This is a genomic window from Candidatus Woesearchaeota archaeon (genome assembly GCA_020854775.1).
Classification (GTDB): domain Archaea; phylum Nanobdellota; class Nanobdellia; order Woesearchaeales; family 21-14-0-10-32-9; genus 21-14-0-10-32-9.
In genome coordinates this window covers 14,335-36,438 of the sequence record JAHKLZ010000005.1, presented here as the reverse complement: position 1 = coordinate 36,438, position 22,104 = coordinate 14,335, and the positions used below count along the sequence as shown (strand labels likewise).

Annotated in this window: 26 protein-coding genes; 10 read left to right on the top strand and 16 right to left on the bottom strand. The window is 31.5% G+C overall.

Features of this window, described 5'->3' with window-relative positions; all coding sequences use genetic code 11:
* Window positions 1-8: 8 nt before the first annotated feature.
* Window positions 9-1,322 (top strand): hypothetical protein, encoded by a 1,314-nt coding sequence (locus tag KO361_00695; GenBank protein MCC7574097.1) that lies wholly within the window; start codon window positions 9-11, stop codon window positions 1,320-1,322.
* A gap of 5 nt (window positions 1,323-1,327) precedes the next feature.
* Here the strand turns inward: KO361_00695 and KO361_00690 are convergent, their stop codons facing one another.
* Together KO361_00690 and KO361_00685 are read right to left on the bottom strand one after the other, a co-directional pair.
* Entirely contained in the window at window positions 1,328-1,759 is a 432-nt protein-coding gene (locus KO361_00690; GenBank protein ID MCC7574096.1) for a hypothetical protein, read from the bottom strand.
* A gap of 5 nt (window positions 1,760-1,764) precedes the next feature.
* A complete protein-coding gene (locus KO361_00685) occupies window positions 1,765-2,025 on the bottom strand; it encodes a hypothetical protein (protein MCC7574095.1) in 261 nt (86 codons plus the stop codon).
* 170 nt (window positions 2,026-2,195) lie between these two features.
* Here KO361_00685 and KO361_00680 point away from each other — a divergent pair, with 170 nt between their 5' ends.
* Window positions 2,196-2,915, top strand: coding sequence for an ArsR family transcriptional regulator (locus KO361_00680; GenBank protein ID MCC7574094.1), 720 nt, complete (start codon window positions 2,196-2,198; stop codon window positions 2,913-2,915).
* Here the strand turns inward: KO361_00680 and KO361_00675 are convergent, their stop codons facing one another.
* From KO361_00675 to KO361_00665, 3 genes are read right to left on the bottom strand one after another with little or no spacing between them, the layout of a single operon-like run.
* Window positions 2,916-4,286, bottom strand: coding sequence for a hypothetical protein (locus tag KO361_00675; GenBank protein ID MCC7574093.1), 1,371 nt, complete (start codon window positions 4,284-4,286; stop codon window positions 2,916-2,918). It abuts the gene before it with no gap.
* Complete coding sequence (locus KO361_00670; GenBank protein ID MCC7574092.1) at window positions 4,270-5,745, bottom strand: ATP-binding protein; 1,476 nt, start codon at window positions 5,743-5,745, stop codon at window positions 4,270-4,272. Before KO361_00670 ends, KO361_00675 begins: the two co-directional genes overlap by 17 nt.
* A gap of 30 nt (window positions 5,746-5,775) precedes the next feature.
* A complete protein-coding gene (locus KO361_00665) occupies window positions 5,776-6,867 on the bottom strand; it encodes a hypothetical protein (protein ID MCC7574091.1) in 1,092 nt (363 codons plus the stop codon).
* A 576-nt stretch (window positions 6,868-7,443) separates the two neighbouring features.
* Between KO361_00665 and KO361_00660 the strand changes: the two genes are divergently transcribed.
* Window positions 7,444-8,244, top strand: a complete 801-nt coding sequence (locus tag KO361_00660) for a tyrosine-type recombinase/integrase (protein ID MCC7574090.1) — start codon at window positions 7,444-7,446, stop codon at window positions 8,242-8,244.
* A gap of 324 nt (window positions 8,245-8,568) precedes the next feature.
* On the opposite strand, the gene KO361_00655 is transcribed toward KO361_00660, so the two are convergent.
* From KO361_00655 to KO361_00640, 4 genes are read right to left on the bottom strand one after another with little or no spacing between them, the layout of a single operon-like run.
* On the bottom strand, window positions 8,569-8,808 hold the full coding sequence (locus KO361_00655) for a DUF167 domain-containing protein (protein ID MCC7574089.1): 240 nt from the start codon (window positions 8,806-8,808) through the stop codon (window positions 8,569-8,571).
* Window positions 8,809-8,813: 5 nt separating this feature from the next.
* The gene (locus KO361_00650; GenBank protein ID MCC7574088.1) at window positions 8,814-9,953 is read right to left on the bottom strand and encodes a hypothetical protein; all 1,140 of its coding nucleotides are present in this window, start codon (window positions 9,951-9,953) and stop codon (window positions 8,814-8,816) included.
* A gap of 48 nt (window positions 9,954-10,001) precedes the next feature.
* Window positions 10,002-10,469 (bottom strand): hypothetical protein, encoded by a 468-nt coding sequence (locus KO361_00645; protein MCC7574087.1) that lies wholly within the window; start codon window positions 10,467-10,469, stop codon window positions 10,002-10,004.
* A 5-nt stretch (window positions 10,470-10,474) separates the two neighbouring features.
* Entirely contained in the window at window positions 10,475-11,479 is a 1,005-nt protein-coding gene (locus KO361_00640; GenBank protein MCC7574086.1) for an AAA family ATPase, read from the bottom strand.
* Window positions 11,480-11,622: 143 nt separating this feature from the next.
* Here KO361_00640 and rpl44e point away from each other — a divergent pair, with 143 nt between their 5' ends.
* Genes rpl44e through KO361_00615 form a run of 5 tightly spaced genes read left to right on the top strand, consistent with a single transcriptional unit; the run spans window position 11,623 to window position 13,679 of the window.
* On the top strand, window positions 11,623-11,940 hold the full coding sequence (rpl44e, locus tag KO361_00635) for a 50S ribosomal protein L44e (GenBank protein ID MCC7574085.1): 318 nt from the start codon (window positions 11,623-11,625) through the stop codon (window positions 11,938-11,940).
* A gap of 36 nt (window positions 11,941-11,976) precedes the next feature.
* Window positions 11,977-12,162, top strand: coding sequence for a hypothetical protein (locus tag KO361_00630; protein ID MCC7574084.1), 186 nt, complete (start codon window positions 11,977-11,979; stop codon window positions 12,160-12,162).
* Window positions 12,163-12,202: 40 nt separating this feature from the next.
* Complete coding sequence (gene map / locus KO361_00625) at window positions 12,203-13,087, top strand: type II methionyl aminopeptidase (GenBank protein MCC7574083.1); 885 nt, start codon at window positions 12,203-12,205, stop codon at window positions 13,085-13,087.
* A 19-nt stretch (window positions 13,088-13,106) separates the two neighbouring features.
* Window positions 13,107-13,325, top strand: coding sequence for a hypothetical protein (locus KO361_00620; GenBank protein ID MCC7574082.1), 219 nt, complete (start codon window positions 13,107-13,109; stop codon window positions 13,323-13,325).
* A gap of 39 nt (window positions 13,326-13,364) precedes the next feature.
* Window positions 13,365-13,679 (top strand): transcription factor S, encoded by a 315-nt coding sequence (locus KO361_00615; protein ID MCC7574081.1) that lies wholly within the window; start codon window positions 13,365-13,367, stop codon window positions 13,677-13,679.
* 8 nt (window positions 13,680-13,687) lie between these two features.
* On the opposite strand, the gene KO361_00610 is transcribed toward KO361_00615, so the two are convergent.
* The 7 genes from KO361_00610 to nifJ form a co-directional block, all read right to left on the bottom strand.
* The gene (locus KO361_00610) at window positions 13,688-14,041 is read right to left on the bottom strand and encodes a DUF192 domain-containing protein (protein MCC7574080.1); all 354 of its coding nucleotides are present in this window, start codon (window positions 14,039-14,041) and stop codon (window positions 13,688-13,690) included.
* Window positions 14,042-14,093: 52 nt separating this feature from the next.
* Complete coding sequence (locus tag KO361_00605; protein ID MCC7574079.1) at window positions 14,094-14,879, bottom strand: PAC2 family protein; 786 nt, start codon at window positions 14,877-14,879, stop codon at window positions 14,094-14,096.
* Entirely contained in the window at window positions 14,860-15,030 is a 171-nt protein-coding gene (locus tag KO361_00600) for an RNA-protein complex protein Nop10 (GenBank protein MCC7574078.1), read from the bottom strand. The genes KO361_00605 and KO361_00600 overlap by 20 nt, the downstream gene beginning before the upstream one ends.
* A 2-nt stretch (window positions 15,031-15,032) precedes the next feature.
* The gene (locus KO361_00595; GenBank protein MCC7574077.1) at window positions 15,033-15,818 is read right to left on the bottom strand and encodes a S1 RNA-binding domain-containing protein; all 786 of its coding nucleotides are present in this window, start codon (window positions 15,816-15,818) and stop codon (window positions 15,033-15,035) included.
* 17 nt (window positions 15,819-15,835) lie between these two features.
* Complete coding sequence (locus KO361_00590) at window positions 15,836-16,012, bottom strand: 30S ribosomal protein S27e (protein ID MCC7574076.1); 177 nt, start codon at window positions 16,010-16,012, stop codon at window positions 15,836-15,838.
* A gap of 125 nt (window positions 16,013-16,137) precedes the next feature.
* Window positions 16,138-16,320 carry a 4Fe-4S binding protein gene (locus KO361_00585; protein MCC7574075.1) on the bottom strand — a complete coding sequence of 61 codons (183 nt, stop codon included), beginning with the start codon at window positions 16,318-16,320 and terminating at the stop codon, window positions 16,138-16,140.
* Window positions 16,321-16,322: 2 nt separating this feature from the next.
* A complete protein-coding gene (nifJ, locus tag KO361_00580) occupies window positions 16,323-19,847 on the bottom strand; it encodes a pyruvate:ferredoxin (flavodoxin) oxidoreductase (GenBank protein MCC7574074.1) in 3,525 nt (1,174 codons plus the stop codon).
* A 208-nt stretch (window positions 19,848-20,055) separates the two neighbouring features.
* On the opposite strand from nifJ, the gene KO361_00575 reads away from it, so the two are divergent.
* Both KO361_00575 and aspS read left to right on the top strand, forming a co-directional pair.
* Complete coding sequence (locus tag KO361_00575; GenBank protein MCC7574073.1) at window positions 20,056-20,625, top strand: hypothetical protein; 570 nt, start codon at window positions 20,056-20,058, stop codon at window positions 20,623-20,625.
* 73 nt (window positions 20,626-20,698) lie between these two features.
* A complete protein-coding gene (gene aspS, locus KO361_00570) occupies window positions 20,699-22,102 on the top strand; it encodes an aspartate--tRNA ligase (GenBank protein ID MCC7574072.1) in 1,404 nt (467 codons plus the stop codon).
* The last annotated feature ends 2 nt before the right edge of the window (window positions 22,103-22,104 follow it).

The following is a 22,104-nucleotide window of genomic DNA, read 5'->3' as shown; positions in this document are numbered from 1 at the left end:
GCAATAACATGAAAAAATACAAACCATTACTCTTACTATTATCATTATTAACTCCGAAATTAGTTCTAGCACAACAAGGAGACATGTTAGGAGGCACAAGCGGAATAATAGTATCAATATTCGAATTAATAAGCATAGAAATCACAATACCAAACATAGTGAGCTCAGCAGCGTACACAGGACCTTTATGGATATTAATACTAGGTTTCTTGATAGCATTCTCAGTAATATTTTTAGCAGCTGGAAAAATACCTTTATTCAGAGACGCACCAAGCAAAGGACCTCACAAAATTTTCAGCATAGCAGTATCACTAATGATTATATTCTCAACACCATTCTTATCAGCCCTACTAGGACTAATAGGAACATTCACCTCACTAAGCATGATAGCAGTACTAATCCTAGGAATATACACAATATGGGCCTTGTTTAAAGGAGGATGGTCAGAACAATCAAAAGCACTAGCAGACGCAAATAAAATATCCGCGGATGCAGATGAAGTAAACAGAGAAGCAAGACAAATAAGCGATAGCGCAAAAACAGGAATAAGCGCATTAGATAAAGAAAAAAGCGCATTAGACAAAATAATAGGCAAATCAGGAATACCTTTCTTCAGAAGAAAAGGAATAGTAGAATTAGACATAGAAAACAACAAGAAACTAGTAGCACAACTAAAAAAAATATCAGACACGATAGGCGAATCATCCTACGTCAATGATGAACGAGGAAGATCACTAGTACACAGCGCCATGAAAGATTTAAGCAACGCAATAGGAAGACTAGAAGGAAACACACAAAGAGTAGTAAGAAGAATAAACCTAGTAAAAAACATATTAGAAAAATCAGAAGGCGAAGAAAAACAAGCAATAACGGCAATAAAAGAAGTACTAATAAAACACATAGAAGACTTCAAAGACAAAACAGAAGAATCAGAACAACAAATACACAAACAACTAAACGAGTTACTACAAAAATTCATCGCTTTAGAACAACAATACGAACAAAAAATAACGAACGTAAAAAAACTAGAACAACAATTCATGATTAATCAAACAAGTAAAACACAAATAGCAGACGAACTAAAAAACGCAATAAACACAAAACAAATACCGCCTGATTCATCAGGATTAATACAAAAACTAATAGGTGAATTAGAAACAGAGATGTCAATAGACTCACAACTAGCAAGAGAATGCGAAGAATTAGAAATAATAATAGACAAACTCAAAAAAACAGAGAAACAAATGAATAATATAATGAACCAAGAAAAAAAACTAGTAAACAAAATAAAAAATCAAACAAAAAAAATATTCAAAAAATAAAAAATTCATTCTAACATTTTTTTCTTTAAATCACGCATCTTTAAACGCAAGTACTGATAACCTTGATTAATCTTTTCACCAATATCATCTAACTTATCAATTTTCCTAAGCTTATCCAATTTATCCAAAGAATCCTCAAGAATAATATCTAAACTATCACATCTCTGTTTTTCAATCAACAATTCTTTTTCCTTAAAAGAAAAACCCTGAAAATAAGCCAAATCCCTAACACCATTAAGATTATGATCAACACCACCAAGATAAAAATTATCACTAAATTCATTTAATTCATATGCTTTTTTAACATTCTTAGAAAACAAATAATTAATATTATTCTTCTCACTTAGAGTATACAAAGGCTGATTATTCTTAGCAACAAAATAACCAACAACGCCACCAATCAATAAGCCACTAACAACGTTCCTTAAATTACTCACACGAATCACCTCTTAGAATCATAAGAACTAACCATTTCCTTTACGCCATTAATCATATGCTCCAAATCACCCATGTACACTTCACGATTAATCTCACGCAAAACATAAGATTTATCAAGCTCTTTAGAACGAAGAAAATGATTATCTTCCCGTTGCACAACTTCATACTTAGAAGAAACAACGTCCTTATTAACAAAACCCTTACCAACAAAATAACCCGCGGTGAAACACCCCGCAAATAACAACATTTTTCCGAGCTTACTCATAGTAATCAACCTCCACACAAAAAAATACACAAATAATTATTTAATCATGAGCAGTACAAAAAAATACAACAAAAAAACCGAAAAAACCGAAAAAACAAATAACAAAAACAAAAAAACAACGAAAAAAACTCAGAAGAATTAAAATAAAAACAAACCCTTCTAAAAAAAATATGAAACCAGAAGAAATACTAACAGACATAGGAATGACCAATAACGAAACAAAAACATACTTATCACTACTAGAACTAGGAAGCACAACCGTAACAAACATATCAGAAAAAACCAAACTACACAGAACAAATGTTTATGATACTCTAAAAAAACTAACAAACAAAGGAATAGTATCCTATATGAAACAAGACAACATAACATTCTATGAAGCATCAGACCCAAACATACTAATAAGAATAATAAAAGAAAAAGAAGAAAACCTAAAAAAAATAATACCGCAATTAATACTAACAAAAAAACTAGCAGAAAACACATCAGAAATAACACTAATAAAAGGAATAAACTCATTCATAGACAAACTATTCGAATTGCTGAACCACGAAGAAGAAATACTAGTTCTAGGAATGCCCGAAAAAGCAATAAAACTCCTGGGCGCAAGAATATTCCCATTCCACAAAACAAGAATACAAAAAAACATACCACTAAAACAAATATACTCAAAAGAATTAGAAAAAAAAATAAAAAAAATAAACGACGAAAAAACAAAAACAAAAATATGCGAAAACCAAGATTTCAACGTATCAACAATAATATGCAACAAAGAAATACTAATAACAGAATGGACAAAAGAAATCACAACTTTAAGAATACAAAACGAATCAATAACAAACAATTACAAAGCACAATTCCAAGTACTATGGAAAAACTCAAAAAAATAATTAATAACTCAAAAAAGAATACTTCTCTTTCATATCATGAACATAATTATTAGAATTAAGCCTGGAAACATACTTATAAAAATTATCACCTAAATTATTCTTACTAACTTCTAAGCCTTTACTAAATGCAACGTCCCAATCAACAAACTTCTTTCTCAAATCCTGAATTAACAATAATTCATCATCAAAATTATTACGCTCACTAAAACCACTTAAAGTATCCAAGAACTCAGAATAATAAAGCTTATGAACAACGAAATGATCCTCCAACTCAGAAACAACAACGTCTTTATCACCATACTTAAACAAAAACCTATCCTTAAAATTAAAACGAGTAACAGCATCAACCAAAGAAAAATAATGATCAACATAACCAACAGACTTCTGAGTCCTAGGCAAAAAATCAGACAAATAAGAACAATAAGGATCAAAAATCTTAACGTCCAAGTTCCTCAAAAAACCAAAATAATTTTTTAACTTAGACTTTAAAGAATCAACATCCTCAAAAAAAGAAAAATCCTGACGCTTCAAAGACTTACTATTAAGAACATCATCCAAATGTTCCTCGCTACTATTTGTTTTAAATCTCAAAAAACGACGATTAAGCTCTTCATCCTTCTTAAAATAATTCTCAGAAGCAAGAGTATAAATAACCGACTTTCCCTTAGTAATATTAAAAACTTTACTACCTTTATTTTTATAATCAGTAACAACTCGCTTAACATCTTTACCCTCAGTAAGATTCTTAACAACCTCAACAATAGGAGACTTCGTATCTTGCAAAGCCTTTTGCAACTCAGGAATATAAATAGTCCTAAAACCATTAATATTTTTAGAATCATAAAAAACAGCCATCTTAGAACTCAAATCAAGACGATATAAATCATTAACATCAAACAAATCAATAAGCTTATCAACAACAAAAGTCTTACCAGAACCACTAAAACCCTCAACACCAAAAGACAAATTATTAGAAGCAGCTAAAAAAATCTTTAAACACAAAGATTCCTCGCCAACCACGCCCCTACCACGAAAATAAGAAAGAACATCATCAAAAGAAACACAACCAAGACTAACATCTTCTTTAAAACTAAAAGAAAAATTATTCTCATCAACAACATCTTCAGCAGAATCATCATCCTTATTTTTATCACTTAAATCAAGAAAAACATTTTTAGGCTCTTCAGAAACAAAATCAAGAGACAACTTCCTAGACTTAACAACATCCAAATCAAGCAAAGAAGCAACACGCTCAAAATCCTTCTTCTGATTAATCCTACTAATTAAAGAAGAATCATTCTTATCAACATCAACATAAGACTTTAACCGATCCTTCAATGCATCAGACAAAGAATTAAACAGACTCAACATAACCACCCCTCAACAAATAATTATCAACTTTTCTACGCTCACCCGTCTTAATAATTCCATCAAGAATAACAGAATCATCAATAACTTTAAAATCATTAAAAAAAGATAACTGCTTATCATAATCCAAACCATAAATATTACTAGGAAGACCATTTAAACAACTAGACTCAAACAAATTCTCAACACAATCCTTAAGCTCCCTACCAGAAAGTCCTAAATCATACGCAACACCACCAATTTTATTCCAATCCTTAACACGAACAACATCATCAGGAACCAACTTATAAATCAAATTCTTCACAAGCAAAATTTTCTCATCAACAGACTTAGGACCCTCACATAAATAAGTACCTTTATTCAAACGATTAAGAAAAGCAGGATCTAACTGATTAGGCGTATTAGTCATAGCAATTAAAACATAATTACCTTTATTCACATACTCAACAGAATTACTAGTAAACTTCAACAACTCAGTAACCAATTTTTTCTGATAATTCTGAGTCTTATAATCAACCCTAGAAGAAAAAACAGAATCAACCTCATCCAAAATAACAAGAAACAAATCATCACTATTAGAAATATTCTTTAAATAACTCAACAACTTAAGAATAGGACCGTCCTGATAACTAGAATTATTCTCCATAGAAACAATCCTTAAATCCTTATCAAGCTTACTAGCCAAATCAGAACCAACACTCGCAGCATAAGCCGCAAGCATACCTTTACCATTACCAGACTCACCAACCAACAAAAAATTCTGCTTAAACTGCATCTTCTCAAGAGCAGGATTATTTTTCCGTTCAGAATTATACAAAAAAAGCTTACGCATAGACAAATCCAAAGAATCTTTAACAACAACATTACCAATAATATCATCATAAGAAGTCTCAACAAAACTAATATTCTCTAAATCAACAGAATCAACACCATTAACTTTAACAGGAACAATATTAGAACCATTAATCTTAGATTTACGATCTTTAAACTTAATTAATTTATCATCAACAGAATCCTTCAAAAAAGAAAACAAAAAATCATTCAAACCACAAAAATAAGAATAAGAAGAATTAACAAAATCATCATATTTACTAACTTCATCAACGTGTTTCTTAAGTATTCTCAAATTAGACTCATAATCACTAACAGAAAAATTCAAAGAACCAAAATTCAAAGGAAAACCAAAATCAACACCCTCAAAAGAATTCAACAAATTAACAGAACTAACCGCGGAAAAATACATTCTCTGAAAAGAATCATCAAGATGCTTAACATCACCAGACAAAGAATCCTTAGCAGCATAAAAACCACCAAGAAACAATAACTGATGATTTTTAACATAATCAACATCTTTAATATTACAACTAAAACTCTGAGAATTCAAAAAACTAGAATACTCTTTAACAACAAATCTTTTATTTTTCTTAACCAAATCAGGACTTAAAACATCATCCAAACTCATAATAAAGCACCCCCAAAAAAATAAAAAAAATTAAAAACCAAGATTATTAAAATAAGTATCACGCATAGCCTTCATATTAGACTTAGACGAATTATACAACTGCTTATTAATCCTAGTAATACTATCAGACAATTCTTCACCATTATCATCACTAACAACTTTATTAACTTCATCACACAAACGACTATTCCTAGATTTTTTTTCAACAGCATACTTATTAATGAACGATCTGAACTTTTCACTAATATTCTTAACAGTTTTCAAACTATCAATAGCTTGCTCCAAAGTCTTACCCTCAGGAGATAAATCAGAACCAACGATACTAAGACTAAGCTCAACATTATTATACAAATTCCTACCAGTATTCAAAATAGTGGAATATTCATAAATCATATTCTCAACAATTTTATGATCAATAATGTATTTGTTCATATCATTATTAATATCTTCAACTTTTCTCTGATAAGAATCAAGCATCCTTAACAAATTAGTTCTTTCTTTACTTAAAATCCTAGCAGACTTAATATCAGAACTTTTAATATCAGTCAACTTATTATCTATATCATCAATTTGTTGTTCAAACAAATCAATTCTATTATTCAACTCAATTTCTTGAGATCTATACATCAAATTTATATCTTTAAGCTCACTATCACGAAAATACAAACCTTTCCTTTTAGGACTAACACTATTAATGTACCTAAGCAATTCAGCATTATTCAAACTAGGAGGATTATAAACTTCCTCTCCATTCAAAGCTTTCTCAAGAACTTTAATATCTTTCTTTAAAACATCAAGAGAACTATAAGCTTTTTTTAATTGTCTTTTATTCTCTAATTTATACATATCAATACCTAAGAAATTACTCAACACATCATATGCTTGATTTTTTAAATTCATAGTAGAAGTTTCAACATCACTAAAAGAATTATTTAATTCCTTATTAGTTTCAGTATCTTCATCAAGATTAGTACTGCTTTTTTTACTATAAATTTGTTCAACTTTCTTAATCAAATCATTAGTCTCTCTTAATAAATCATTATTAGTAGCACAATTCTTAAGTCGTTCAATAGCATCTCGTAAGTCATCAGATTCAACATCTAATAATTTTTCTTTACCCATAATATCACCTATAACAAAAAAGTGATTAATGAGTATAAAACAAAAAGCAGTCTACAAAAATACAACAAAAAATATTTTTCTAAAATAATTGAAAGATATTTGTAAAAATTAAGATTTATTTCCAAACTAATTAGTTTCAATATTGAAAATAATAAATAAAATATTGTTTAAAACTTTTAAGCAAATCTAAGAAGTTTTATAAATAAGTTTTTTCGAGATTAATCTAAAACTTTTAAGCAAAAATTAAACATTTTATTTTCAAAAAATTTGGTGAAAAATTAAATAAAACTAACTAAATCATTATTGAACTATTATTGAATTAATTATCAAACTATTAATTTTATAACATAAATTGAAGAAATAATTTTTAATGATTTATTTTAGCTAAATTTGTTTAGAAAGTCCGGCCTTTTTGATGAAAATATAGTGTTTTAACGCCTTTTTTTATCTTTCTCGTCGAGAACAGTATAAAACCGAAACATATAAATAGTTAAAAGTTCGCACAATATACATTATGGTAACTTTTCGAAGGTTTTTTTATCAAAAAAATCAAAAAAATCAAAAAAATGGTGAAAAATGATGAAATTGCTAGAAGCCGAACTAAAATTAAGAGGTTACAGCGGATCAACAATAGAATCATACATAAAATATAATTTGGATTGTTTAGAGTTCTTAAAGAAAAAACCTGAAGAAATAATAGCTAATGATTTAAAGATTTATTTAGCTCATTTAATAACTGAAAAAAGATTATCGCCAAGAACTCTGAATTTGGCAAGATCTGCTTTATTGTTTTTTTACAACAACGTTTTAGAAAAAGGTTTTGTTAATATTAAAACGCCAAAGATAACTGCTTCTCTTCCAACAGTATTGACAAAAGAAGAAGTTAAGAGATTGTTGGAGCACAGTAGTGCGAAAAAATCAAAATTAATGATGATGTTACTTTATTCATCTGGTTTAAGGGTTTCAGAGCTCGTAAATTTAAAATGGAATAATTTAGAGTTGGATGAAAAAATAGCTTGGGTGAGAAGCGGAAAAGGCCAAAAAGACAGGATGATAATATTGTCAGAAGCATTATCTGATTTATTAAAAAAACTTCCAAGACAATCTGAATACGTATTTTCAGGACGAAATGGACAACTCTCTACTAAGAATATACAAAAAATCGTTAAATTAACGGCTAGTAAAGCAAATATATCTAAAAAAGTTACACCTCATACTTTAAGACATAGTTTCGCAACACATTTATTAGAAACAGGTAATGATATAAGAGTTATTCAAGAATTATTAGGGCATAGTAATTTACAAACTACTCAAATATATACTCATGTTAGTTCTGAACATAAAAAGAAAGTTATAAGTCCTTTAGATTCTTTGTAAAATCTAAAAAAACAACATTTAGTTTTTGCTTAAAACTTTTAGTTTTTTATTAAAAAAATATATAATAAAAATTCTGATAAATGCTTAAAACTTTTAGATTATTATATTTTCTTTTTTTAAAAAAAAATAAAAAAATAATTTATTGGTTGTCCAATATTAAATAATATTTGTCGTCATTATGTATTGATTTTCCAATATTTAATTTTTTAAGTTATTTTATTTATTGTATTTCCAATAATTAAATTTAAATATGTTTTTTAAAGGTTATGTTATGATGTTTTTAAAACATTTAATCAAAAACAAAACATTTTAGTGAATTTTTTTTTAAGAAAAAACAACAACTTTTTTCCTAGAAGATTTACCCTTAACAATCTTAACAGATTTACCAAAAAACTTAGATAAAACGCGTTCAACCTCTAAATTAGCTAAATTATTCTCAGGCTTAGCCCTAACACAAACAACAACCAAATCATCAACCAAATCAACACAATCCTTACGTTGATTAGTTTTAACAACAACATCAAAACCAGACCTATCAACAAAATTCTTCAAATCAAAAGACATAAAAATCACTTCTTATCCTGAACAAAAACCATGTTGCGCTTTAAAGCATCCTCAGCGCGCTTAATTTCACCACCAATATCCAAAGCATGATACAACAAAGAAACCTTATTATCATCAATCAATTTTTTAAACAAAGACTTAGAATTATCAGCACAAAACTCCTCAAGAACCACGCCATCAACATCTAAATGAGTGACCTTAATCAAATCATCCTCAACCCTAACAAGCAAAGAACCATGAGGATCCTGATCCCAAACCTGAGAATCAGGAATACTGCCAACCAACTCATAAGCAGACTCCAAATCCGCTTCGTCAATAAACAACTCAAAACACACAACATTCAAAGAATTATCCTTATCATGAACCCTAGCCAATTCCTGCAAAGAATTCCAAGCATCGAATTTCTTAAAAAAAAACGAATCAAAATACTTATTAGACAAAAAAGAATCAGACTCAACCAAAACATTCTTTTTAGAACCAAGAAATTGCTTATCCTGACCAGAAACCCTTTTAGCAACAAGAGTAACATTCCAAACCTTTAATTTCTTCTCAACATCATTAAAAACACCAAATTTCAAAACAAAATTAATCAAAATCTTATAAGCAGTAGTAAAATCAAGACCACGAGCCTTAAAACCAGAAAAATCAGTCGGCAAACGCTTAGGAGGCTCAAGACTAGGCAAATCCAAAACAACACAATCTCCAAACGCACCACGCTTATCAAACAACAAAAAATCATTCAACTCATCAAACTTCTTATTAGTCAAATCAACAAAATTAATTCTTTCCCTCAACAAATCAACATGCTCCAAAACATCCTTATCCAAATAAGTCTCAGTACCAAGAATCTTACCATTAGAATCAACACCATCATAAAAAAAAGAAGAAATAACCTTACCAGAACCATTAAGATCAATACCAACCATAACAAGATTCCTTAAATCATTCTTAGCCAACAAATTCCTCAAAAGAACCATGACTCCATAATCCTTAGAATAAAGCTGACCAATAAAACTATACAAATCAGGATTTAACTTCTCAATAAGACGCTCCTTCTTAGTCCACAAACAAAGAATACCAGTCTCAGACTCAGGATTACTCAAATAAAGATTATCCGAAAAATACAAAGGCCATTTATCAACCATGAAAAAAAAGAAAATAATAATCTTATTTAAATATTAAGTTAAAAAAAATTATTTCTTACACAACTCAGAATGCAACATATAAGTCATTAAATAATCCTGAAATAAATCATTCTGAGAATTAACCGACAAATCCTTCAAAAAAGAATTATCACTAAAAGAATTAGCAACCAAACCATCCAAAGGACATAATTTCTCACCACGTTCATACATGCCAACAAGCTTAGACTTAACAGGATTAAAAGTCTTATACTTGCTACTAAACGCTAGCACTTTCTTATCTTTAAGCTCAGAAGCAACATTAGAAACAAAACTATCAATAGCATCCAAATTCTCAGCCAAAACACGCATCTGATTTTCAGCATCAAACACACTAAGAGCCCTATGCTCAGACACATAATCATCAGATTCCTTATAATGAGCCATTACACTATCCAAAGGAATAACACACCGCTTATCAGGAATAACAATATGCAAATACTTCAAATCCTTAATTTGTTGCTTAAAAAAATCACTCATATCAATCAACCTCGCTCATAATCTATATTTTTATCTTCTAACGCAATAAGTGCTACGCCTGCTTTTTTAAACATTTTCCTAGTTTCCTGACCAGCATGATACCGCTTAGCACAAATAACTTTCTTAATACCAACAGTAATAATTTGCTTAGCACAAGAAAAACAAGGCTCTAACTTCATATAAATAGTCGCACCCTCTAAAGAAATACCATTCCTAGCAGCCTGAGCAATAGCATTCTGCTCAGCATGAGTAGTCCTAATACAATGATCACGCTCAACACCATCAGGATGCAAAGTCTTAACCATCAAATGACCAACATCATCACAATGAGGCAAACCCGGAGCAGAACCAACATAACCAGTAGCTAAAATATGATTATTCTTAGTAATAACACACCCAGTTCTACCCCTACCACAAGTAGCACGCTTAGCAACAACCTTAACTAGCTCCATGAAATAATCATCCCAACCAGGCCTTTGATACTTAGAAATACTATCAATCTTTTTATACAAAGAATTCAAAGAAGAATCATTCAATAAAATAATATCAGAAACCTTCTTTATATCATCCAAGTTCCTTTCAAGCTTCTTACCCTTAGACTCAATTCTTTCAAGTTTCTTAAAATCACTAAACTTTAAAGGTTCGCTTTCTCTCTTTCTTTTCCTAGCTCTTTCAAACCTTAATTTTAAAGGAGCATCAACAAAAATAATCTTAACACCTTTACTCTTAAAGAACTCAACTTCTTCAGTTCTACCAACAGAAGTAAAAACATAATTCTTATCTTCCTCAACTTTAGCATAAGCCCTCTCAGCAAGAATAGCACCACCATATTCCTTTCTTATTCTTGCACCTAACTCAACAAGATTATCTCTAGTAACATTTTTACCTTGTCTTTTTAAGTCTTCACGAAGAATATCAGATAAAGAAATGTGAATAAAACCTTTTTCCACTAGTTTATCAGCAACAGTGTCTTTTCCGGAACCAATTTTACCTGTAATTCCAAACTTCATAAAACAAGTTAACCAAAACAAATATATAAATGTTACTATTAATTAGTAAATAATCGATTTTTTTGGTGATTACAAAAACAAAACAAAACAAAAAAACAACCAACCCAAAAGGTTTATAAATCAAACATAATTTCTGAGAAACCATGAAAAAGCCAAAAGTAATGAAGCGATACTGTTCCAAATGTAAAAAACACACAGAACACAAAGTCGCAGAATCAAAAAACAGAGGAAGAAGCAAAGCAAATCCACTATCAAGATTCGGATTAAGAAGATTACTAGACAGAGGCCTAAGAAGAGGCGCAGGAAATCAAGGAAAATTCTCAAAACCACCAATAAAAAATTGGAAAAGCACAGGAAAAAAAACAACAAAGAAAACAGACCTAAGATACACCTGTCCTGACTGTAAAAAAACAAGCGTTCAAAAATCAGGAATAAGAGTAAAAAAACTAGAACTAATATAAAAACCTGATTATTAATCTAAAAAAAAAGGGAAATTAGTGATATACAAAACATTAGAAGACCACATAGAAGAACTTTGTCCTAACTGCAACACAAAACACGAATCTAAATGGGAACCAGAGTTTGAACACTTCACGTGCTACAAAAAACAAAAATGCAATAATTGCGGATACACATTATTCAAAAAATTAGATTTCTCCTCAGACGGAACAATATTAGTATAAGCCTAAAAACTTATAAATAAAAAAACATTCTAAAAACATAATGAATGAAGAAATAATAAAAAAATACAAAGAAGCAGGAAGAATAGCTAACCAAGCACTAAAACTAGGAAAAGAACTAATAAAACCAGGAAAAGACATGCTTACAGCTCTACAAAAAATAGAAGAATACATAATAAAAGAAGGAGGATTCCCTGCATTTCCACCACAAATATCACTAAATAGCGTAGCCGCACATTTCTACCCAGACGAAGAATACATATTTCAAGAAGGAGACTTAGCCAAATTAGACGTAGGCGTAAGCATAGACGGATACATAGCAGATAACGCAATAACCTACGATTTAGGAAACAACAAAGAATTAGTAGATGCAAGCAGAGAAGCACTAAACGAAGCACTAAAAATAATAAAACCAGGCATAAAAATAAGCGAAATAGGCGCAAAGATACAAGAAGTAATAACAAAGAAAGGATTCTCATCAATAATAAATTTATCAGGACACGGCTTAGAAAGATACGAAATACACGCAAAACCATCAATACCAAACATCAAAATAGAAAATGACTCAGTACTAGAAGAAGGCATGATCATAGCGATAGAACCATTCGCAACAAACGGCGCAGGAGTAGTATACGAATCAGGAAATGCAACAATATTCACACTAATAAACGAAAAACCACTAAGAAGACCTGACTCAAGAAAAGTACTAAATGAAATAAAAAAATATAAAGGACTACCATTCTGCTCCACTAATCTATACAAAATATTTGGAAAACCAACAACGCTATTCGCATTAAGAGAAATGAAACAACAAGGAATGCTAAGAGAACACCCTCCACTAGTTGACAAAAATAAAGGATTAGTAAGCCAAGCAGAACACTCAGTAATAGTATTAAAAGAACCAATAATATACACAAAATTCGACTAAAAAAAAGGAGAACAAAAAAATGATGAGCAAAATACAAACATTCAAAATAGAACGTGACAAAAGCAACATAATACACAAAGCAATAGGAATAATAGCAATACTAATAGCAATAATACTACTAATACCATACATATTACACTTTCTAAAAATAACACTAGCAATAATGCTACTAGGCACAGGAATATATTTTCTAACAAAACAAACAAGATTCAGATGGTTTAGAATAAAAAGATTCTAAACAAAAAGGTTTTTAAATACACAGAAATTTCAATGAACAATGATGTTTTGCCCGAAGTGCGGATCAATTCTAACGCAAAAAAAAGAGAAAAACAAAACCTTCATAGGATGTAGTTGCGGATACATCCTAAAAACAGGAAACGTAGAAGTAAAAGAAGAAGTAAAATCAAAAGAAACAGAAATAGAAATAATAGACGCAAACAAAGAAACACTACCAGAAATAGACATGGAATGCGAAAAATGCGGAAACAAAAAAGCATACTTCTGGATGATACAAACAAGAGCAGGAGACGAACCAGAAACCAAATTCTACAAATGCACAAAATGCAACCATACATGGAGAGATTATTCTTAAAAAAAAAATTAATCTAAAACTAACTTAGAACCAACAATTATTTTTTTATCATCAATAAAATTCAAAGGCAACTCAATGACCAAATCAGCTTTTTCTCTAGAAATATAATTACTAAAAGGCCTAAAATTCTTTTTTAACTCAACAACAACATTGTTCTTTAAAAAAACAACATCAATAGGAAAAAAAACAAACAACATAGTCAAAGCAACCCTTCTAGGACTACAAAAATAAAAAAGATGAGCCTCATCAATAATCTTAGAATGAAACATTAAACCAAAACCCTTACTAAAAACACTTCTTCTAAAAACCACATTACTAGTAACAAATACTTTCTTACCATTCTTAGAAAAATAAAGAGTCATAATAAAAATAAAGAAACAAACTAATTTATTAAATTTCCTAAAAAAAAAAGAATCAACCAATATAATTAATTTCCTTAAGCTTCTTAATCTTCTGCAAAGAAGCAGAAGTAGAACCTTCTTCATATTCTAATTCTTCCTTCTCCACGAGCCTAATTTCCCTATTCAAACTAGTAAGACTAACCTTAAAATCATATACTTTATTAAGCACCTTAATAGAAGACCTAGCACCTTTTAAACCTAAGTACATAGGATGACCAAAAGTCTCAGCTAACAAAGCAGTAGATTTAATATTACGCTTAGCACTCATACCAACAAGTAAACCAGACAAACCAATAATAGGTCCAACTAAACCATAAACATTGTTCTTAGCCCCCTTACTCAAAAATTTCTTAACAAAAACCTCATTGTTACCTGCACAAAAAACAGCGGGCTTCTCAGGAGGCTCAGACAAACCAATACCACCAAGAGTAATAATTTCTTTACAACCATGCTTCTCAACAATATTAAGAACTAACTCAGAAAAAACATAACTAGCACGCTCAGAAGAAGGCTGAACATCACCAGCTAAAAACAAAAAATCCTTACCATTAATCTTCTTATGATACATCTCAATCTTAGGCAACTCAACCAAATTATCCTCATTAACAAAAACAGAATTAGGCAAATCATAACTAAAAAAAACCATTATTTTATCCGCATCTAATTCCTCAACCAAATAATCAACAACGATCTTACCAACATTACCAATACCAGGCAAACCCTCAATAAGAACAGGATTAGACAAAGCAACCTTCTTCACAACAGTTATTTCCCAATCATTAACCATTTGCTTTTTCATTTTCTAACTCAAGCTTAGCTTGCCTCCTATACTTAGCATATTTATCATCAGGACTAAAACGAGGAGGAACAACCCGCTCAGTCTTAGCCCCACAACTACAAACATTATCTAAACAATAATTTCCACAAACAACACATTTAAGGATATGCATCATTAATCTTTCTCTTTCTTCTTAAAACTAAAAGAGGTCAACTTACTACTTTTAATAGAGTCATGAATAGAATCAAGAACCAATTTTAACTTAGCTTCCGCGCCCTTATAATCCTTATCATGAAGCTCCAAAGAATAATTACCAGCGCCCAAACACTTAATAAGAAGCTCATCAGTAACACCCTGAGCTTTAACCAAAGCATTCTTAACAAATTCAGCACCTTCCTCTTCATAACTCTTAATCATCAAAGTACCAGAAATAGTAACTTTTTTAGGTTTAATCTTCTCTTTAACCAAAACCTCTAATTTATCAGCATACTTATCAGGAACACCAACACTTTTAAGAGAAATACCATTCTCAATCACATCCTCAAAAGCATATTGTAACATTTCATACTTAGGAAGTAAAACATCACTAATTTCTTTGTAAACCTTATCAACAGATTCCTTAAGCGTAGACGCCAACAATTCAATAATATTCTCAGCTTTCTGCTCTTGCTTACGCTCATCATTCTTAGAACGCTTCTGCATCTCAGTAACACGACGAAGAGACAAATCAATATGACCTTTAGATTCATCAATCTTAATAACCTTACAAACAACCATTTTACCTTCTTTAACATAATCCCTGATGTTCCTAATCCTACCAGGACTAACCTCAGAAATATGAATAAGACCTTGACGATTATAATCTTCAATCTTAACAAAAACAGAATTATACTGAACACTCGTCACAGTAGCAAAAACTAAATCACCTTCCTCAGGAAACCCTGTCTTCTTAAATAACATTATTTACGAACTCCTAATTATTCCAAAACTTCAAGAACTCTTGCTTTAACCTTAGTTTTACCACCAGTAGGCGAACCAAGTTCTTTACCACAAACTAAACAAGAAACTTTAGAAGAAGATTTTCCAAAAATAACTTGTTCATTCTTACATTTAATACATCTAACTTTAATAAATTTAGATTCAGGTTGCTTCATCATTTTTTCCTCCAATACCTCAAAATTAAACAATAGTATTGACCTATAATTAATTAATTAGAGGAAAAACAAGTCTATTTATAAGTTTTATGAAACAAAAAAATAAATAAAAAAAAACAAAATTATTAATCTTTAACAGAAATAGCACCCGCAGGACAAGTATCAACGCAAGACTTACAAGAAATACAAGCATTTTCATTTTTAACAACTGCTTTTCCATTATTCATTTCGAACACGCCAGAAGGACAAGCATCCACGCAAGCGCCACAACCAATACACTTATCAGAATCAACACTAACCTTAACCATATTTATTGCCCTCCGTCAAATTTTTTTAAAGCTTTATAACGCTCAAATCTTAAAACATTATCCTTCTCAGCCTGATCAAATAATTTCTGAGCATTCAAAGGATGACTACTTAACAAAGACCTATACCTGTTTTCAGACATCAAGAATTCATTAAAATCTAAAGACTTAGGAGGAGCATCCCACGAAAACTCGTCACCCTCATTACCAGGATTAAACCTGTACAAAGGCCAATAACCGCTACTAACAGCGTTCTTAGCATGAATCTCACGATCAAACATATTATAACCATGAGCAATACAAGGAGCATACGCAATAACGATACTAGGGCCATCATAAGCCTCAGCTTCCTTCAAAGCCTTAAGAACCTGAGCCTTATTAGCACCAAGATTAACAGAAGCCACATAAATATAACCATAAGAAGTAAGCATCAAACCAAGATTCTTCTTCGGCAAAGACTTACCAGCCATAGCGAATTTAGCCGTAGCACCCCTAGGAGTAGCTTTAGAAGCCTGACCACCAGTATTAGAATAAACCTCGGTATCCAAAACTAAAACATTAACATTTTTACCCTGAGCCAAAACATGATCTAATCCACCAAAACCAATATCATAAGCCCAACCATCCCCTCCGAATATCCAAACACTCTTATCAAGCAAATAAGTTTTTAACTCATCAATCTTTTTAAGAATAGGTTCGCTTTCACCATAAACCTTAGATAAAGCATCAGGCATTAATTCAAGAATTTTATCCCTAACTTGTTTAGCTTCATTATTAGTTTCATGCCACAACCCTAAAAGCTTAGAAAACTGATCCTTTAATTCAGCAGTAGTTCCCGAATTAAGTAATTGCTCAATCAAAAGTCTTAAAGATTCACGATTCTCATCAACAGCTAAACGCATACCATAACCATATTCCGCGTTATCCTCAAACAAAGAATTAGCCCACGCAGGACCTCTACCATCATCATCTTTACAATAAGGAATAGTGGGAAAAGTACCACCAAAAATAGAAGAACAACCCGTAGCATTAGCAATAATCATCCTATCACCAAACAACTGAGTTACTAATTTAACATAAGGAGTTTCACCACAACCACCACAAGCACCAGAAAACTCAAAATAAGGCCTTAAGAACTGAGAACCTTTAATAGTAGCAGAATCAGTACCTTCACTAATATAAGGCAAAGACTCAAAGAAATCAAGATTAACATTTTCTTTTTTTCTGTCTTCCTCAATAGGAATCATTTCTAAAGCCTTATTCTTAACAGGACAAGCATCAACACAGACACGACAACCAATACAATCCTCAGGATAAACCTGAACCTTAAAATCAAGATCATTATTATTTTTAGTATTAGACTTAATAACCTCAAAAGAACTAGGAGCATTCTTTAAAGAATCAGGATGAATCTGCTTCATCCTTATAGCTGCATGAGGACAAACAAAAGAACATTGACCACACTGAATACAATTTTCAGGCAACCACCTAGGAATCTCTAAAGCAACACCTCTCTTCTCAATCTTAGTAGTGCCAGTAGGAACCGCGCCTGTATTAGTCATTAAAGAAACAGGAATAGAATCTCCTTTTTGACGCATAACGGGCTCAACTATGCCTTTTTCAAAATTAGAAGCGCCATCAGGAATGAGCTTTAACATAGACGCGGATTTATCAGTTTTAACAATAGGAACTTCGTGTACGTGATTAAGAGTTTCATCAATACACTGAAAATTCATATCAACTATTTCTTTACCCTTAGATTTAAACTGGTCCTCCACGTGTTTCTTCATTAATTTAATAGCTTCATCAACAGGAATAATACTAGTAACCTTAAAAAAAGCAGTCTGCATAACTGTGTTAATCTTATTTCTAAGACCTACTTTGTAAGCAATATCAGACGCATCAACAACATAAACCTTTATGTTCTTACTAATAATAGTTTCTTGCATGTCCTTAGTTAAACTCTCAAAAACTTCTTCAGGCTTCAAAGAAGAATTAATCAAAAAGGTTCCATTATCGCGTATTCCTTCTAAAATATCGTATCTGCCAATATAAGAAGGTTTGTGAAGCGCAATAAAATCAGCTTCAGTTAATAAATATTGAGACCTAATTTTTTCTTTACCAAAACGGAGATGCGAAACGGTGACTCCACCACTTTTTTTAGAATCATAAGAAAAATAAGCTTGAACATTCAAATCAGTAGCTTCACCAATAATCTTTATAGAATTCTTATTAGCACTAACTGTGCCATCAGAACCATAACCCCAAAATTTACACTTAAAAGTTGAATCAGGCTCAGTAAAAATTTGTTCTTTCACCTTCAAAGATTTATGAGTTAAATCATCATTAATACCCACAGTGAAATCATGCTTGCACTCTTCATCAAGAAAATCAAAAACAGCTTTCACCATGGAAGGCGTAAACTCTTTAGATGACAAGCCGTAACGACCACCAATAATCTTTAAATTTTTATCTTTAAGAGTTGCAATAACATCTAAGTATAATGGTTCACCAACAGACCCTGATTCTTTAGTTCTATCAAGAACAGCTATTTTTTTAACAGATTCAGGAATTAAATTAAGTAATTCCTCAGAAGGAAAAGGTCTATACATGATTATTTTAATTAAACCAACTCGTTCACCTTTATTGTTAAGATAATCAACAGTTTCTTTAATCGTGTCAGTAGCAGAACCCATCGCAACTATTAATTTCTCGGCTTCAGGATGACCTTGATACTCAACCAAGGAATAAGATCTGCTTGTTTTCTCTTTGAATTCAACCATGTATTTTTTAACAATGCTAGGAAGAACCTCATAATGCTTATTAGAAGATTCTCTTCCTTGAAAATAAACATCAGGATTCTCAGCGCCTACTTTAGCGTATGGTGAATCAGGATTTAAAGCATTTTTTTTAAATCGTAAAACGTGTTCTTCACGAAGCATTTCTTTAAGAGTTTCAGTATTAATAGTTCTTATTTTTTGAATTTCGTGAGACGTTCTAAATCCATCAAAAAAATTCAAAAAAGGAATACTGGCTTCTAGAGTAGATAAGTGAGAGATGACTGCTAAATCTTGAACTTCTTGAATGTTTGATGCGGCCATTAACGCAAATCCTGTTCCACGAACAGCCATTACGTCTGAATGATCACCAAAAATAGATAAAGATTGATATGCTAGGGAACGAGCCGCGACGTGAAACACTGCTGGTAAGAGTTCTCCTGCTATTTTGAACATGTTAGGCATCATTAATAGTAATCCTTGAGACGCTGTGAACGTAGTTGTTAACGCGCCCGCGCTTAATGAACCATGGATGGCGCCTGCCGCTCCAGCTTCTGATTGCATCTCTGCAACTTTAACTGGTTTTCCAAAAAGATTTTTTTTGTTTTGGGAAGACCATAAATCTATTAGTTCACCCATTGGTGAAGAAGGAGTTATAGGATAAATTGCTGCTACTTCGCTGAATTGATATGCTATTTTTGCAGCAGCAGTATTTCCATCAAATATTTCGTATAGTGCAGAATCTTTTTCCATATTCTTGTTATATGCAAACAGTATTTAAAATAATATAGTAATTTTGTAGTAGAAACATTTTTGCGTTTTTTTTTGGTGAGAACATAAGAGAAACTAAAAAACCCCAAAACAATTAGTGTAATTACTAATAAGTAAAAACACATAGAAACATTTATATATTGATAAACACTACTAAGTAGTAATAAATGTTTTTTTAGGGTTTGGAAAAATGAACAAAAAAAAATTACTCAAAAAAGCAATCACACAACCAATAGTAATGTTTCTATTAGGCATAGCCACAACCCTACTATTAATAAGTAGCATAACACCAAGCGTAGCAGAAACATATCCAATAATAAAAAACAGCGAATTAATTAATGATATAGCACATTTAAATACAGAAATACCAAAACAAACAGCAGACGAAAGAAACAAACCAAGCCCCTCAAATTTCTTTAACACACACCAAATAAGAGTATACCCAGACCGAGTAGTACTAGAAGCAGAAAACATAGTATGGGCAGGATTCGAAGACACAAAAAGCATGCTACCAATAATAAACAAAGACTCAAACGCACTACAAATAATACCAAATTGTCCAGAAGACATACAACTAGGAGATATAGTTTCATATAGATCAAATTACGCCAGCGGAATAATAATACACAGAGTAATACACATAGATGAAGATGAACAAGGAATTTACTTCGTATTAAAAGGAGATAATAATCCAGCATCAGATCCTGGCAGAATAAGATGTAACCAAATAGACAGAAAAGTAATAGCAATACTTTACTAAAAAAAAATTTCTAAGATTTAAGCAAATATTTTTATATAAGCAACAATGTTCCCTAAACGAGGAGGGAAATAAATTGCTAAGAACACACACATGCGGAGAATTAAGAAAAGAACACGCAGGACAAAAAACAACACTATCAGGATGGGTACAAACCCACAGAATCCAAGGAAAATTAAGCTTCATATTACTAAGAGATAGATACGGAACAACCCAAATATTTGTCAATCCTAAAATAACACAAGAAATAGGCGAAATAAGAAGAGAAAGCGTCATACAAGTAACAGGAGAAGTAGTACTAAGACCTGAAAATCAAATAAAAAAAGAACTAAGCACAGGCGAAATAGAACTATCGGCAGAAAAAATAACAATCCTAACACACGCAGACCCATTACCCCTAGAATTAGATGAAAACACAGAATCAGGAGACGAAACAAGACTAAAATACAGATACCTAGATTTAAGAATGCCAAAAATGGCAAAAAACATAATCAAACGACACGAAGCAGTGATGTTCGTCCGAGAATACTTAGATAAACAAGGATTCCTAGAAATAAACACACCAATACTAACAAAATCCACACCAGAAGGAGCAAGAGACTACTTAGTACCATCAAGAATACACAAAGGAAAATTCTACGCGTTACCACAAGCACCACAACAATATAAACAATTACTAATGGTAGCAGGATTCGACAAGTACTTCCAAATCGCGCCATGTTTCAGAGACGAAGCAGCACGCGCCAACAGATGCCCAGGCGAATTCTACCAAATAGACATGGAAATGAGCTTCGTAACACAAGACGATGTCTTAAAAATAGTAGAAGACATGATGATAAAACTCATAGAAACTGTTTTCCCAGACAAAAAAATAACACAAATACCCTTCCCAAGATTAAAATATGAAGACGTAATGAAAGAATACGGAACAGACAGCCCAGACATAAGAAAAAACAAAGAAGACAAAAACGAAATGGGCTTCTGCTGGGTAATAGATTTCCCATTGTTCACAAAACAAACAGAAGAAGACTACTTCCACGGAGCAGGAAAAAATCTAGCACCAAGCCACCACATGTTTACGGCACCAAAAAAAGAAGACGAACACTTACTAGACACAGAACCACAAAATGTTAAATCATACCAACACGACTTAGTACTAAACGGATTCGAAGTAGGCGGAGGAAGCATAAGAATACACAATTCAGAGATGCAAGCAAAAATCTTTGACTTAATAGGATTCACAGAAGAACAAAAAAAAGAATTCAAACACATACTAGAAGCATTCAAATACGGCGTACCACCACATGGAGGAATCGCACCAGGACTAGACAGGTTATTAATGGTGATAATGGGAAAAGACACAATTAGAGACGTAATCGCGTTCCCAAAAGATAGCTCCGCGAAAGACCCAGTAGTAAACGCGCCTTCAACAGTAACAAAAGAACAACTAAACGAATTACACATAGAAACAAAAAAATAACG

Excerpts from the sequence above, each read along its gene's own strand:
- KO361_00695 (MCC7574097.1), top strand. The coding sequence starts at position 9 with ATGAAAAAATACAAACCATTACTCTTACTATTATCATTATTAACTCCG.
- KO361_00685 (MCC7574095.1), bottom strand. The coding sequence starts at position 2,025 with ATGAGTAAGCTCGGAAAAATGTTGTTATTTGCGGGGTGTTTCACCGCG.
- KO361_00680 (MCC7574094.1), top strand. The coding sequence starts at position 2,196 with ATGAAACCAGAAGAAATACTAACAGACATAGGAATGACCAATAACGAA.
- KO361_00675 (MCC7574093.1), bottom strand. The coding sequence starts at position 4,286 with ATGTTGAGTCTGTTTAATTCTTTGTCTGATGCATTGAAGGATCGGTTA.
- KO361_00670 (MCC7574092.1), bottom strand. The coding sequence starts at position 5,745 with ATGAGTTTGGATGATGTTTTAAGTCCTGATTTGGTTAAGAAAAATAAA.
- KO361_00665 (MCC7574091.1), bottom strand. The coding sequence starts at position 6,867 with ATGGGTAAAGAAAAATTATTAGATGTTGAATCTGATGACTTACGAGAT.
- KO361_00660 (MCC7574090.1), top strand. The coding sequence starts at position 7,444 with ATGATGAAATTGCTAGAAGCCGAACTAAAATTAAGAGGTTACAGCGGA.
- KO361_00655 (MCC7574089.1), bottom strand. The coding sequence starts at position 8,808 with ATGTCTTTTGATTTGAAGAATTTTGTTGATAGGTCTGGTTTTGATGTT.
- KO361_00650 (MCC7574088.1), bottom strand. The coding sequence starts at position 9,953 with ATGGTTGATAAATGGCCTTTGTATTTTTCGGATAATCTTTATTTGAGT.
- KO361_00645 (MCC7574087.1), bottom strand. The coding sequence starts at position 10,469 with ATGAGTGATTTTTTTAAGCAACAAATTAAGGATTTGAAGTATTTGCAT.
- KO361_00640 (MCC7574086.1), bottom strand. The coding sequence starts at position 11,479 with ATGAAGTTTGGAATTACAGGTAAAATTGGTTCCGGAAAAGACACTGTT.
- rpl44e (MCC7574085.1), top strand. The coding sequence starts at position 11,623 with ATGAAAAAGCCAAAAGTAATGAAGCGATACTGTTCCAAATGTAAAAAA.
- map (MCC7574083.1), top strand. The coding sequence starts at position 12,203 with ATGAATGAAGAAATAATAAAAAAATACAAAGAAGCAGGAAGAATAGCT.
- KO361_00620 (MCC7574082.1), top strand. The coding sequence starts at position 13,107 with ATGATGAGCAAAATACAAACATTCAAAATAGAACGTGACAAAAGCAAC.
- KO361_00615 (MCC7574081.1), top strand. The coding sequence starts at position 13,365 with ATGATGTTTTGCCCGAAGTGCGGATCAATTCTAACGCAAAAAAAAGAG.
- KO361_00610 (MCC7574080.1), bottom strand. The coding sequence starts at position 14,041 with ATGACTCTTTATTTTTCTAAGAATGGTAAGAAAGTATTTGTTACTAGT.
- KO361_00605 (MCC7574079.1), bottom strand. The coding sequence starts at position 14,879 with ATGAAAAAGCAAATGGTTAATGATTGGGAAATAACTGTTGTGAAGAAG.
- KO361_00600 (MCC7574078.1), bottom strand. The coding sequence starts at position 15,030 with ATGCATATCCTTAAATGTGTTGTTTGTGGAAATTATTGTTTAGATAAT.
- KO361_00595 (MCC7574077.1), bottom strand. The coding sequence starts at position 15,818 with ATGTTATTTAAGAAGACAGGGTTTCCTGAGGAAGGTGATTTAGTTTTT.
- KO361_00590 (MCC7574076.1), bottom strand. The coding sequence starts at position 16,012 with ATGAAGCAACCTGAATCTAAATTTATTAAAGTTAGATGTATTAAATGT.
- KO361_00585 (MCC7574075.1), bottom strand. The coding sequence starts at position 16,320 with ATGGTTAAGGTTAGTGTTGATTCTGATAAGTGTATTGGTTGTGGCGCT.
- nifJ (MCC7574074.1), bottom strand. The coding sequence starts at position 19,847 with ATGGAAAAAGATTCTGCACTATACGAAATATTTGATGGAAATACTGCT.
- KO361_00575 (MCC7574073.1), top strand. The coding sequence starts at position 20,056 with ATGAACAAAAAAAAATTACTCAAAAAAGCAATCACACAACCAATAGTA.